The organism is Actinomadura sp. 7K534 (genome assembly GCF_004348575.1).
In the GTDB taxonomy this organism is placed as follows: Bacteria; Actinomycetota; Actinomycetes; order Streptosporangiales; family Streptosporangiaceae; genus Spirillospora; species Spirillospora livida.
In genome coordinates this window covers 26,520-39,560 of sequence record NZ_SMKB01000046.1, presented here as the reverse complement: position 1 = coordinate 39,560, position 13,041 = coordinate 26,520, and the positions used below count along the sequence as shown (strand labels likewise).

At 64.6% G+C, this 13,041-nt stretch carries 6 protein-coding genes and 1 tRNA gene; 2 read left to right on the top strand and 5 right to left on the bottom strand.

The genetic code is table 11. The annotated features are described in order from the left end of the window. Positions 1-51 precede the first annotated feature (51 nt). Positions 52-125 (top strand) — tRNA-Gly (locus E1266_RS12490). Positions 126-944: 819 nt separating this feature from the next. Further along, complete coding sequence (locus tag E1266_RS12485) at positions 945-2,537, top strand: DUF6119 family protein (RefSeq protein ID WP_207945600.1); 1,593 nt, start codon at positions 945-947, stop codon at positions 2,535-2,537. Between the two features lie 12 nt (positions 2,538-2,549). Here E1266_RS12485 and E1266_RS12480 read toward each other — a convergent pair whose 3' ends face one another. The 5 genes from E1266_RS12480 to E1266_RS12460 all read right to left on the bottom strand — a co-directional run bounded on the left by E1266_RS12480 (position 2,550) and on the right by E1266_RS12460 (position 12,995). Continuing rightward, positions 2,550-4,124, bottom strand: coding sequence for a serine/threonine-protein kinase (locus tag E1266_RS12480; protein WP_132046502.1), 1,575 nt, complete (start codon positions 4,122-4,124; stop codon positions 2,550-2,552). A gap of 113 nt (positions 4,125-4,237) precedes the next feature. Continuing rightward, positions 4,238-7,393: a type I restriction endonuclease gene (locus tag E1266_RS12475; protein ID WP_132046501.1), complete on the bottom strand. Its 3,156-nt coding sequence runs from the start codon at positions 7,391-7,393 to the stop codon at positions 4,238-4,240. A 3-nt stretch (positions 7,394-7,396) separates the two neighbouring features. After that, positions 7,397-9,526 carry an AIPR family protein gene (locus E1266_RS12470; protein WP_132046500.1) on the bottom strand — a complete coding sequence of 710 codons (2,130 nt, stop codon included), beginning with the start codon at positions 9,524-9,526 and terminating at the stop codon, positions 7,397-7,399. A 137-nt stretch (positions 9,527-9,663) separates the two neighbouring features. After that, a complete protein-coding gene (locus tag E1266_RS12465) occupies positions 9,664-10,995 on the bottom strand; it encodes a restriction endonuclease subunit S (protein ID WP_132046499.1) in 1,332 nt (443 codons plus the stop codon). Beyond that, complete coding sequence (locus E1266_RS12460) at positions 10,992-12,995, bottom strand: class I SAM-dependent DNA methyltransferase (RefSeq protein WP_132046498.1); 2,004 nt, start codon at positions 12,993-12,995, stop codon at positions 10,992-10,994. The genes E1266_RS12465 and E1266_RS12460 overlap by 4 nt, the downstream gene beginning before the upstream one ends. Between the last annotated feature and the right edge of the window lie 46 nt (positions 12,996-13,041).

Sequence of the window (13,041 nt, the reverse complement as noted above, 5' to 3'; positions counted from 1 at the left end):
CCCACGATCCGGTACAGTATCCCCAGCACGGAGGCCCCACCGGCCCCGCACGCGGGTGTAGTTCAATGGCAGAACTTCAGCTTCCCAAGCTGACAGCGCGGGTTCGATTCCCGTCGCCCGCTCCACAGTTTCTGCAGGTCAACGCGCTGATCGCCGCATCGCGGACCCTCCGCCAAGATCTTTTATCACTCATCTATCACTGCGGACCGTCTGCGATCATGGTGGACGCGGTGACAACGAACGTCCGAACCGTCCGAGATGTGGCAGGGGCGTGATCGGCCGCCGCTGCTCCTCGTGACCACGCCGCGCCGAAGGCCGAATCTGACCGGTGCCGCCGCGCGCTGGGGCCGCCGGGCGTGGTCGACACCGCCGTTCCCGGCTGGTTCCTCATGTGTGACCTACGGGGGCACGCACGTCGGACTCCTCGATGATCGCCCTCAGGCGCCGGTTCGGCAGCCCCTCGGATGTGGGTTCGGGACTTCATGCGGCCAGCGGCAGCGTGATTGGCGACACGACGAACGAGAACTCCGCCCGTGCACTTCGACCCACAGGTCCTGACCGTCCTCAACTCGCCGGCCGAGAGTCGCAGCCGGGAGCGGCTGAGTCACCAAACTGTCACGCAGGAGTAGAACGGGAGGACTCTGAGTCTAGGAGGCTGCTCAACACATCCTCGTCAGTAAATGCGGTTTGACGATGCTTTCATGGCGTCGTACTCTGAGGGAGCTTTCAATGACATCCATCCTTCTGCTGAGCCGCTCCTCCCGCGATGCGTCGAAGAGCCCTTTATCCGTCGTAGGAGTAGGGCAACGCTGCTAGGGGCAGCCCAGCGCTGGATGTTCAGACACCCGGGGGTGTGTCCCATGTCTTCACCGACGAACGCAGTACGGCATCCGGAGACGCGGAAGAGTTCCCTGTACAGGCTCAGGACGCCTGAGGGACTCGACGTGGACCTGCGCGACATGATCCTCGGCCGTTACCGGTCGCGGGATGGGTACAGCATCGTGCCCTTCGAGCGCGAAGGTCTTACGGGGCTGGTGATCAGCGGCACGATCGCTCGTGGGCGTGCCGACTGGTGCGGTGTCCTCGAGAGCCTGACGGGGATTCCCGTCAATGAGGAGAACCGTTCCGCTTCTGGAGTGCTCCTCGTGCGCACGGAGCGAGCCGTCTACGCCCTGAGCTACGGCGTGGGACATCACATGATCGACCCGTTTCGCCTGGACCCCGACTTCGGCCTTGAGTTCGCTACCCGTTGCCTGGACGAGAACGGAGTCCTGCTCGTTCGCCGCCAGATCATGGACGCCCGCGGGCGCAGTGACGAGAACGCGGCGACACGCGGGGAACCCATCGACAGCTTCGGCATCGAGCGGGTCGGCGCAATCATCACCAAGATCAACGGAATGGTCTCGAAGGTGCCCTTCACCTACATGAAGGACCAGAAACGCCATGCCGTGCGCGTCGCGTGTAGGGACAGTTCGATCCAGCTTCCGCTGGCCACCACCATGGCCGATTTCGTGCAGGATCTACGGGCCATCGAGGACGTGTGTTCCCTGCCCGACCCTCTGCCCGAGCTCGGTTTCATCGACCGTATCCGATCGCTCAGGGGCAAGAGTGAGATCGTGCAGCGTCTGGAAGTGAAGCTGGAAGAGCTGCTCGCTGACCCGTCGGGCCCGCGGTTGGCGCTCGGCGTGCCCAGCGAGTGCTTGGACGGGTTTGCTAGCGCACAGACCTTCCAGGTCACCAGAGGAGTAAGGACAGAGACAGTCCAGGACCTGGACACGGAGACCTTGCTTACGTTCGTGCACGGACTCCCCGCTGGGCGCCGGCTCCGCGCGCTGAAGAACGTCCGCGTTCAGATGTTCAGTGACACCGACTGCGAGGACGCCGTGAGCGCCAGGATCTCGGGTCACCGCTGGCTCACGGCCGACGTATCAATCGGAGCCGGGCGCTACTTCTACTACCAGGGCAGCTGGTACGAGATTGGCGCGGAGTATCTCCAGTCCATCGAGGAGGAACTCACCGAGCTGTTCAGCCGTCCTGCGAGCGTCACCATGCCTCCGTGGCCTGAGCATTTGAAGGGCAAGGATGCCGAAGCCACCTACAACGGTGAGGTGGCTAAGCAGGAGGGCTACGCCCTCTTCGACAAGAAGACGATCGTTACGAAGAAGTTCAGGGGCGGCGGCCTGGAGCTCTGCGACGTGCTCGGCCCGCAGGGGCAGTTGATCCACGTGAAGCAGAGCAAGGACAAGACGGCTCCGCTGAACCATCTCTTCTCGCAGGGGACCGTCGCTGTCGAGGTTCTGCGGAACGACGAGGAGGTTCGCGCCAAGTTCTTGAAGGCCGTGGCTGCCCATGACCCTCGCCACCCCGTGCAGGAGGAGTTGGGGGCCCTCACGCTCGTCTACGCGATCCTCCTCAAGGAGGGGGAGTCGATCACCATCGACTCACTCTTCGCGTTCGCGCAAGTGTCGCTGCTCCAGTCCGTGCACCAGTTGCGTGCGATGAACGCGCGAGTGGAGATCGTCACCATCCGTCGATGACGATCCACTGGCCTAATCCGATGTGCGAAGACGGATGCGTTGGAGGATGTCGGCGATCTCGCGGGTGCGTTCGTCGCTGGGGCCGTTGATGACGAGGTGGTCCTGGTAGAGGGCCTCGAAGGCGTTTTCGGCGGCGGCCTTGTCGTCTGCGGCCAGCAGGAGCATGCCGATGCTGTGCCGGATGTCGAGTGCGAGTTCGCTGGCGTGGCTGCCTATGGCGGCGACGTCGTCGAGGAGTTGCCGGAACTGGTCGAGCGCGACGGTGTTCCGTCCGAGGTTGGCGCGGCAGAGGGCGGCGTAGCGGCGGGATTTCAGCGCGCGGTCGCTCGACGGCCCGGCGGTGCGGGCGTAGGCGTCGGCTAGGGCGTCGAACTCCGGGAGTGCGGTGCGCGAGTCTCCGCCGAGGTAGAGGATCAGCGCGCGGTGGAAGCGGAGCTTGAGCAGGTCCGGGCTCTCGGAGCCCAGCATCTTGGCGGCCGGGCCGATGACCGCTTCAACGACGTCGGCGGCTTGGGCGTACCGGCCGGAGCCGAGGAGCTCGGTCGAGTGCTTGAGGGCCTCGTCGATGGCGTTCCGGAGCTGGGGTGGCGGTGTGGTCGGTGCGTGCGGGACGGTCGGCGGCGTCGGGACGGGGGGCTGCTGTCGGGACGTGCGGCGGCGCGGGGCGTTCGGCTGCCGGTACAGCAGTGTGGGGTCGGGCATCTCGCCGAGGCGCGGGCTCGTGGGGAGCGCCGGCGAGCCGGGGGACGGCAGGAACGGGAGCAGACGCTCGTAGACGGCGTAGGCGTCGGCCGGTCGTTGTTCGGGCTTCTTGGCGAGCAAGGCCAGGACCAGTTCCTCAAGCTCCGGTGGCACGTCCGGACGCAGCCTGCGCAGCGGCTCGGGGGCGGCGGTGATGTGCTGCTTCCAGAGTTCGTACTGGCTGCTGCCGTTGAAGACGGGCGTCCCCGCCAGCAGTTCGTGCAGGACGCAGCCCAGCCCGTACAGGTCGCTCTGCGGGGTCACCTGGGCGGCGTTGACCTGCTCGGGGGACATGTAGGGGCTGGTGCCCAGCGGGACGCCCGTGACCGTGATCTTGGTGATGTCGCGGCGGAGGATCGCGGCGATGCCGAAGTCGAGGACCTTGACGGTGCCGTCGCCGGTCACCAGGACGTTGTCGGGCTTCAGGTCCCGGTGGACGACCGGGATCGCGTGCGCGTGGGACAGGACGGTGGCGATCTGCGCACCGGTCGCGGCGGCCCAGGCGATCGGCAACGGGTCGGCCGGGTCGATGTAGGAGCGCAGGTTCCTGCCCTGGATGTACTGCATCACCAGGTAGAGGCGATCCGCGGAGTCGGCGTCCAGGACCGCGTCGTACACCTGGGGGACGCCGTGGTGCTGGATGCGTGCGGTGACGCGCGCCTCGCGGCGGAATCGTTCAGCCAGGTCGGCGATGTGCTCCGGGGACAGCAGCATGTCGGGTCGGATGGCCTTGACGGCGACCTCGCGGTCCAGGACCGAGTCGTAGCCGCGCCAGATCGTGCCCATGCCGCCGGAGCCGATCTCCTCGATCAGTTCATAGCGGTCGGCAATGGTCCTGACCGGCATTCCTGCTCCGCGTGCACTCGCCCTGATTCGCCGCGGTCAAGTCTCGCGAGAGCGGTGATCGCCTGTCCAGCCGCCCTCCGATTCGCTCGGTGAACGGCTGGACGGGCGAAGGATCAGGCGACGCCGGCCTGTTCGCGCAGCAGTTGCCATGCCGCACGGCGGGCGCGGCTGTTGAGGGACGACTTGAATTCCGGGTCCGAGCCGAAGTACTTCTCACCGAGGGTGGCGATGGTGTCGACGTGGTCCATCATCTTGTCCTCGAAGACCTTGTCGAAGACCACCCCGAAGTTCTCCTGGTCGTTGTTGGCGACCGCGGCCTGTTTGACCTTGGGGTCGGCCATCGCCTCCTCGAACGGCTGGATGATGTCCTCTTCGGTGAACTCCGTGCCGAACTTGGCGTTGAACTTCTCGATCAGCTCTGTCAGTGGCGACTTCTCCGGCTCCTGCGCGCCGCCGGCGCCCTCGCCGAAGCCCTTCACCACCGTGGCGCCGTCGGGGGCGAGGCTCAGGTTGTGCTCGCCGGTCTTCTCCGTCCGCATGTGGCTGAGGTCGACCTCGCCGATGTCGACGCCGCCGTCGGCGCGCCGGGGAAGCCGGTTGAGCAGGTGCCGCCCGTACAGGTGGAGGCGCTCCAACTCGGCGTCGCGGTACGGGACGATCTGTGAGAGGAACCCGTACTTGCGCACGTAGTCGTTGAGGTTCGCGCGGAAGTCCTCTGCGGTCTCGTGGTCGTCGTCGTCCTGGCTGTCGATCAGCGCGGTGAAGCGCCCGACGGCCGGATGAAGCAGCCGGTACAGCTCGGCGTGCAGCTTCTCCCATCGTGCTGTCGAGCCGCCGGCCTTCTCCTCGGCTTCGAGGTAGGCGCGGGCGAACTCGTCCATTTCCGCGTTGACGAGGATGTGCGCCGACATGACCCGGCTCTGCGCGGTGTAGAGGAGGTTCGGGTCCGAGGGGAGGGTCATCGCCTCCTCGTAGTACGGACGGAACGCGTCCTGGATGTCTTCGGCGTCGTTGACGAAGTCCACGATTGCCAGGTCTGTCTGGCTCTTGCGGTCGGCGGTGCGGTTGAGCCGGGACAGCGTCTGGACGGCGGAGATACCGGCCAGCTTCTTGTTGACGTACATCGTCGTCAGCAGAGGTTGATCGAAGCCGGTCTGGTACTTCTCGGCGACGACGAGGATCCGGTACTCGGGCTTTCCGCGTCCGCCCGTCTGCGTGGTCAGGTCGTCGGCCCGCGTGTACGCGAACGCCTTGGGCAGGCCGCTCTCGGGCAGGCCGCCGTTCTCCTTGGACTCGGTGACCTCTTCCTTCTCGTAGGTGAGGGAACCGGAGAACGCCACCAGGACACCGATGCCGTATCCCATGTCCTCGATGTGCTGCTTGATCGCGCGGGACATCTGCACGGCGCTCTTGCGGGACGCGGTCACCACCATCGCCTTGGCGCGTCCGCCGAGCCGTCCCTGAGTGTGCGCCCGGAAGTGCTCCACGATGATCTTCGCGTGCTGCGCGACGGTCGAAGGATGCGTGATCGCGTACCGGGCCAGCAGCGCGTTCGCCTTGGACGGGTCGACCTCGCGCTCGTCGGGGTTGTTGTTGACGAGCTTCCAGTACGTGTCGTAGGTGACGTAGTTGCGCAGCGGGTCGAGGATGAAGCCCTCCTCGATCGCCTGCCGCATCGAGTAGGTGTGGAACGGCCGGTACGTCGGCTTGCCGGCCACGGTGTCCAGCGTCCCGAACAGCTCCAGCGTCTTGCTCTTGGGCGTGGCCGTGAACGCGAAGTAGGACAGGTTGGACGCCTGCGAGCGCTGCGCGGCCTTGCGCTCCAGCTTGGCCTCGACCGTCGTGGTGCCCTCATCCTCGTCGTCGGCGTCCAGGCCCAGGTCACGTAGGGCCGCCTTGACCGCCGTCGCCGCGTCCCCGGACTGGGACGAGTGTGCCTCGTCCACGACGATCGCGAACCGGTGCCCGGCGATCTCGGTGGGGTTGCGCTTCAGGAAGTCGATCAGTGCCGGGAACGTCTGCAGGGTGACGGTGATGATCTTGCCGGACTGTTGCGACAGTGCCTTGGCGAGCTGCTCGGACTTGGCGCCGATCTTCTCGTCGATCTTCACCACGAGCCCGGCCGTGTGCTCGAACGCGCCGATCGTCTCCCGCAATTGGGCGTCCAGGTTCCGCCGGTCGGTGATGACGATGATCTTGTCGAAGACCGGCGTCCCCGGCTCGACACCGTTCGCCACCGCCTCCGGGGCCAGGTCCGCCGCGTCCACGGACGTGTGCAGCGACGACAACCGGTGCGCCAACCACGCAATGGTGTTCGACTTGCCCGAACCGGCAGACGCCATCACCAGATAGTTGTGACCGGCCCCGTAGCGGGCGGCGTGCGCGGTGAGCTTCTTCACCACGTCCCACTGCTGGTAGCGCGGGAAGATCAGCGTCTTGCTCGTACGGCCGCCGGCGCTCCTGGTCTTTTGCTCGTGGACGAACCGCTGGAGCATGTCCAACCAGGTGTCGGGCTCCCAGATCCGCGTCCACAGGTAGGAGGTCGCGTACGTCCCCGGCTCGACCGGCGCCGGATTGCCCGCGCCGCCAGGCTGGCCCGGCCCTTCGGACCCGGTGTTGAACGGCAAGAACCGAGTCTTCTGGCCCCGCAACTGCGTTGCGACGAACACGAGATCGGGATCGACGCAGAAGTTTGCCACCACCCGCTGCCGGAAGATCAGCTCGCTCGGATCGCGGTCGCTGCGGTACTGCGCCTTGGCCTGCTCGACGCCCTGCCCGGTCAGCGGGTTCTTCAGCTCGGCCGTCGCGACCGGGATCCCGTTGACGAACAGCGCCAGGTCGAGCCGGTTGCCCTTGTCGGCCTGCTTGGTCGCGTACTCCAGCTCGCGTACGACCGTCAGCCGGTTGGCCCGGTACTCGTCCAGGACGGAGTCGTCCAGCACAAGGTTCGGCTTGAAGTACGCGACCCGGATCAGGACACCCCGATCCTTCACACCCTTGCGCAGGACGGTGAGCATCCCGTCCTCGGCAATCGCCTTGTCGAGCCGCTTAGCGAAACCGACCTGCGCGGCCTCGGTGCTGTTCCCGTAAAGCATGACGAGCCGTTCCCACTCGTCGCCCTGTGTGTTTCCAATGAAGGTGAAGAGCTGCCGCGTGTCCAACCCGAGTTCCGGCCGGTAGTCACGCGGATCGCCTTCCAGCCAGCCACCCTTGAGCATCGCCGCGACGATCGCGTCCCCGAACGCCCTCTCGTCATGCACCGGACTCATCGCCTACTCCGCTTCGTTGCGATCGAAGATCTCCAGAGCCAGGTCCCAGAGCGACTTGTCGTTCAGCCACCACCGCCTCGGCCCCTGCACGGCGCTGGGAGAGCTCTCGTAACCAGCGAGCTCCCATATGTGTATGACAAGGCCGGTCGGAGAGTACGTCTCACCGTCATATGCCCACAGCAGGCACTTCCTGCGCTCGTTCATCCAGGTGGCCGTCTTGCGCCGTGGGTCCTCGGCAAGCCATCCCTCCACCGCCAGGACCTCACCGCTGCTTCCCGGACGGTAGACCAGCGGGGTCCCGTCATCGATGGCCCGCGCGTTGACCAGCGTTGGAACCGCGTTAGGCCGACGCTGTTTGCGTGATTTTTGCTTCGGCGGAACATAGTCGGCCGGCAGTTCTGGAACATCCTGGCCCTTCCGGATGTCGTCCAGCACCGCCTTCGCAAGGTCCTTGCACCTGGTCTCGTCCGCGAAAGTCGCGGTGAGAAAAGAGTTCTTTCCGTATCTGGCGTCGACGTGATAGACGAGCCACGGAACCACGGTCTCAGTTAGGTCAGGGATCTCCGCGAGCACGGCCCGCTCGTCGAAGTCAACCTCGTCGATCTCTTCGAGGTCCAGAAGCTGGAACACCAGATGGGTGATGAACAGCTCGCCGCGCCTCGTCATGTCCTTGGCCCGTCCGTGGAGCCGTTCGCGCAGCGACTCCAGCGTGTTGCGGACGACCTGTCTTCCCTGGACGAGACGCCAGATTCGGTAGGCTGTCGGCTCCTCGCCGAACAGTCGCTGGTAGGCGCCGCTCGGTCCGCGCTCCCAAAGATTGTCGATCCCCTGCTCGGCCCGGACGGCCAGCTCCGGCGACCGGTGGGCGCAGGCGAGGGCGATCGCCGCGTGGTCGACGGAGATCTCCGTGTCGGGCAGCTCTCCCCGTCCTCGCTTGATGACATAAACCTTGTTCAGCGACAGCAAGAAATCCCCGCGAATCCGCGCCTGCGTGTCGTCCAAGGCGATGAAGTCACGCTGCGAGACGGCGTTCTGCGTATTCGTGGTCTCCGTGATTTGCTTCGCGTAGGCCGGACGGTCCTGGCCCAGGGAGATGGCACGGACGGTTACGTCCGCTTCGTCGACCCGCTCCGCGTTCTCCTGCATCGCCTCGTGGATGGCGAAGACGGTCTGCGCGCCGTTGACCACGCTGACGCCGTTCATCCTTAACGTGACTGGCTCGTCGGGACGGCGCCGCCCCAGCCAGTAAGGCTCGATACTGTCGCACAGCACGGTGATGCCGTTGTTGAAGTACCAAAAGTTCTCCGGCTCGGTGAGCAGGGTCTTCTTGATGCCACTGTTGATGCTGGTCAACCCCAGCGAGTCCCGGACGTTCTGCTCGAACAGGACGTCGCCATGGTCGCTGAACCATCGGGCGATGTCGCGGGCTGCGACGGTTCCATGCCAAGCCTCGAAAGGAGTGCCGCGCCTGAGCCAGCCCGACATCGTGGCCTCGACGTTGACCGGGGAAGGCGACAGGTCCTCGCGCAGCTGCTGATGAAACTCGGCGTCGCCGATGACGAGGTAGTTGAGCATCGGTCCGTGAGTGTTGAACTCGGCGCGAGTGCGCTCAAGGACGTCTTGGACCGCCTGCGACGGCGTAGCCAACCCCATCACCGCGACGACCAGCGTGATCTGGAGGCGGGGATCGCTCATCGCGGCATCCAGCCGCATCTTGAAAGGAGCGAACCTGTCGTTGAACGGTCCTTCGAACTCACGCCGTTCGATGAGCCGCAGGCCCTCGATGAACTTCAGGACTTCCCCGAGGTCCATCTTTGCCCGGCCCGCGTCGCTCCACTTCGCTTGGACGAGCCAGACATGACTTGAGGCGTCGTCCACCGCGACGGCATCAATGCCCTGATCGTTCTCGCCGTCGGTAACGGCACGACCCGCGGTTTCATAGTCGCACCCGGCCACCCGGCGCACCGCCGAAGCCGCCAGGGCACGAGAGAGGAACCGCTGTTCCCAGGCGTTCCCCCGGTATCCCTTCAGATCCTCCTCGTAGATCAGCCCCTTGTAATCCCGGAGTAGCGCCTGCCGTACATGCTGTACCTGCGTGGGAATGCGGGGACCACCATCCTGCTTCGAAGCCATCCGCGCCTCGACCTCCTCATATCCACCACGTTGTTCCAGCAACAGCCATCATTAAGCCGCAAAGGCAGCGTTCCGATGACCGGAGTTCACGCACAATGGCCGTTCCAGGCCACCTTTCGCCGCTATAAGGGGCGCCTCTAGCCCGCAACCCCACGGTCGGATGCCGTGGACACATCGAACTGCCCCGTAACCGCCGCCGTAATCAACGCCCGCCGCCGCTCCGCTAGCAAGATGCTTTGCTGTCTAACCCTGTCCATTAGTCGGTCGACACGTTCGTTGTTCTTGCGAATGCGTCGCACGATATCGACCTGTTCTTTCCGTGTAGGGGGTAGTGGAATGCGTAGCGCCTGCAGGTCAGGGACATAGATTGTTTTATGCGTTGATCCCATCGCCAAGCGGCCCAGGAGATCTTGGCGCATCGCACGCAGACACCACAGCAGGTAGAACGGCTCCAGCCTTGGTCCACACGTCCAGGTCACGAAGTCTTGACTCGTGGCCATGTCATGTCCCATGACTGCCGAGTATCCCGCTGAAGCGGTGCGGCAGAGTACAACGGTGCCCTTGGGGTGCAATTCGGCCGCAGAATTCTGTAGGCCGATCTCGCTAATCTTTTCCCTGGTCTCGACTATAACTTCGGCTCTGTCGTCCCGAACTTGCTGAACCTCGCCAGTGGTGATCCATGGGATTGTGCATTCCTGCCACCACTCTCGCCTTGAGCGGCTTGGCGTGTGGCCGCTTCCCATGCGAGCAAGCAATCCGACGCGTACCTCATCCCATGACTGCGGGACCTCTTCAAGCCACGCCAACGTAGATCGACGCTTCTGGATTTCGCTCCCTCCTGATACTTCGTCGATGACCGCCGTGGCCCGGCGCTCGGCGAGCCGCTCAAGAAGGCGTTCGTTTGTGGATGCGAACCGGTCGATACGGGCGGTCTCTGTGTCGAGGAAGTCGGCGATGCGCCGCTGCTCCTCGATCGAAGGAATTGGGAGAGGGGCGTTGGATAGTCTTTCCCGATTGAGTTCTATCTGATTTGTTGCGCCAACGATGAGAGCTGAGTGTATATAATCTTGAAACGTCTGAGAGTTTAGCCAGTAGTACGTGAAACGGGAGTTTGCAACTCGGTTATCGGTGCGAACGATGGTGACATGACTATCCGCCATGCATGGGATGTTGTCGGGTGCGCCATCGAAGAAACCGACGCGACCGAGAGTTCCCTTCCCTGTAGAGTTGACGAGAATATCATTGGCCTCTAGATATCCCTTGAGTTCAGAGGCGGGGCCTTTATAGCTATGGAATCGAGTGCGTGACCAGTCCAGATACCCGTACTGATTCGCAGCCTGACTGATTGCTCGTATTGGTCCGTCATCAACGTACTCTGGTGCGGTACCGCGGCTGAGGTAGGTAACCACTTTCTTGAGCCTGTCGACTGACCAGTCTTCGGGGAGCGCGGCGCCAAGCACGTCAGTCATTCGGTCACCTCGTTGAGGAGGGTCTGGATTTCGGCTTCCAGGGCCTTCAACTCTGCGTCGATCTCCGCAAGGGGCCGCGGGGGTTTGTAGACGTAGAAGTGGCGGGTGAAGGGGATCTCGTAGCCGGTTTTGGTTTTGGTGTGGTCGATCCAGGCGTCGGGGACGTGTGGAAGGACTTCGCGCTTGAGGTAGTCCTCGACGTCCTCGTCCAGCGGGACGTTCTCGTAGTCGCGTAGGTCGGTGTCGGGTTCGATGACGCCCTTGCGGACGTACTGGATCTCGCCTTCGGAGTCGCGGACGCCGATGGCGTCGCGGACGGCCTTGGCGAACGGCGCGCCGGGCGGCCACTGGAGGCCGGCGTCCACGACGGCGCCCATGAGGGCGTTCAGCATCTCCGCCTTGGTCGGCCAGGTGGTGCCGAGGAGCGGGCGCACCGCGTCGATGAGCTTGTCCGCGTGGTCGAACTTCTGAACCGGCTTGGCCGCCTTAAGGGCCGCGAGGGTCTCGTCTGTCAGCTCGAAGCGCAGCTTGAGGGGGCGTTCGACGGTGATGCGGTGGTAGCCGAAGTCCTGGTTGCGGAAGACCTTCACCTTGCCGTGCAGCGGGTGTTCGGGGTCGTCCGCGACCTCCAGGGCTTCGCCGTAGAGCTGGGTGATCTCGGCGATGTGGTCGGGGCGACCGTCCTGGCCGTCGCCGATCTCCTTGCGCTTGTCGCCGAGGGACTTGCGCATCTTCTGCCAGTAGTCCCGGGCGTCCAGCAGGATGACCTTGCCCTCGTGGTCGGCCTGCTTGCGGCTGGTGACGATCCAGAAGTACGTCGAGATGCCGGTGTTGTAGAACAGCTGGTCGGGCAGGGCGACGATCGCCTCCAGCCAATCGTTCTCGATGATCCACTGGCGGATGCGGGACTCTCCGGACTCGGCGGCGCCGGTGAACAGCGGGGAACCGTTAAAGACGATCGCGACGCGGCTGCCGCCGGCCTCCCGCGGCTTCATCTTCGAGATCATGTGCTGGAGGAACAGGAACGAGCCGTCGTTGATGCGCGGGAGCCCGGCCCCGAAGCGTCCGGACTCGCCGAGCGTCTCGTGCTCGTGCTCGACCTCCTCCTTGACCTTCTTCCACTCGACGCCGAACGGCGGGTTGGCCAGCAGGTAGTCGAACTTGGCGGTGCGGTGGCCGTCGTCGCTGAAGGAGTTGCCGAACGCGATGTTGTCCGGTTCCTGGCCCTTGATCATCAGGTCGGACCGGCAGATGGCCCACGACTCGGGGTTGAGTTCCTGCCCGTAGACATCGACGGTCGCGTCCGGGTTGAGGGAGGTGATGTACTCCTGGGTCGTGCTGAGCATCCCGCCGGTGCCGCAGGCCGGGTCGAGCACCTTGCGGACGACGCCGGGGACGCTGAGCGCGTCGGCGTCCGGCGCCACCAGCAGGTTGACCATGAGCTTGATGACCTCGCGCGGCGTGAAGTGCTCACCGGCCGTCTCGTTGGACAGCTCGGAGAAGCGCCGGATGAGGTCCTCGAAGAAGTAGCCCATCTGGTGGTTGGACACCACCTCGGGGCGGACGTCCAGGTCGGCGAAGCGTCCGACGACCTTGTAGAGCAGGTTCGCGCCGTCCAGCCGCTTGATCTGCTGGGCGAACTCGTACTTCTCCAGCACCTCCCGCGCGTTCGGGGAGAAGCCCGCGATGTACTTGGCGAGGTTCGTCCCCGCGTGCTCCGGGTCGCCGGCGATCTTCTCCAGGGTGTAGCCGGTGGTGTTGTAGAACGACTGGCCCGACGCGCGGCGCAGGAACCGGTCGGTGTCCATGTCCTTGCCCTTGAACCGCTCGACCGTCTCCTGGACGGCCGCCCGGGTCGGCTCCAGAACCGTCTCCAGTCTGCGCAGCACCGTGAACGGCAGGATGACCTTGCCGTACTCCGACTGCTTGAAGTCGCCGCGCAGAAGGTCTGCGACCGACCAGGCGTGGTTCACCAGTTCGGTGTGCTTGCTCAGGTTCAAGGGGTTCCCTTCCTGATGTTGCGGGGCACGGGGCAAGGGCTTTCAA

Coding starts and splice junctions, on each gene's coding strand:
- E1266_RS12470 (WP_132046500.1), bottom strand. CDS start 9,526: ATGGCTTCGAAGCAGGATGGTGGTCCCCGCATTCCCACGCAGGTACAG.
- E1266_RS12480 (WP_132046502.1), bottom strand. CDS start 4,124: ATGCCGGTCAGGACCATTGCCGACCGCTATGAACTGATCGAGGAGATC.
- E1266_RS12475 (WP_132046501.1), bottom strand. CDS start 7,393: ATGAGTCCGGTGCATGACGAGAGGGCGTTCGGGGACGCGATCGTCGCG.
- E1266_RS12465 (WP_132046499.1), bottom strand. CDS start 10,995: ATGACTGACGTGCTTGGCGCCGCGCTCCCCGAAGACTGGTCAGTCGAC.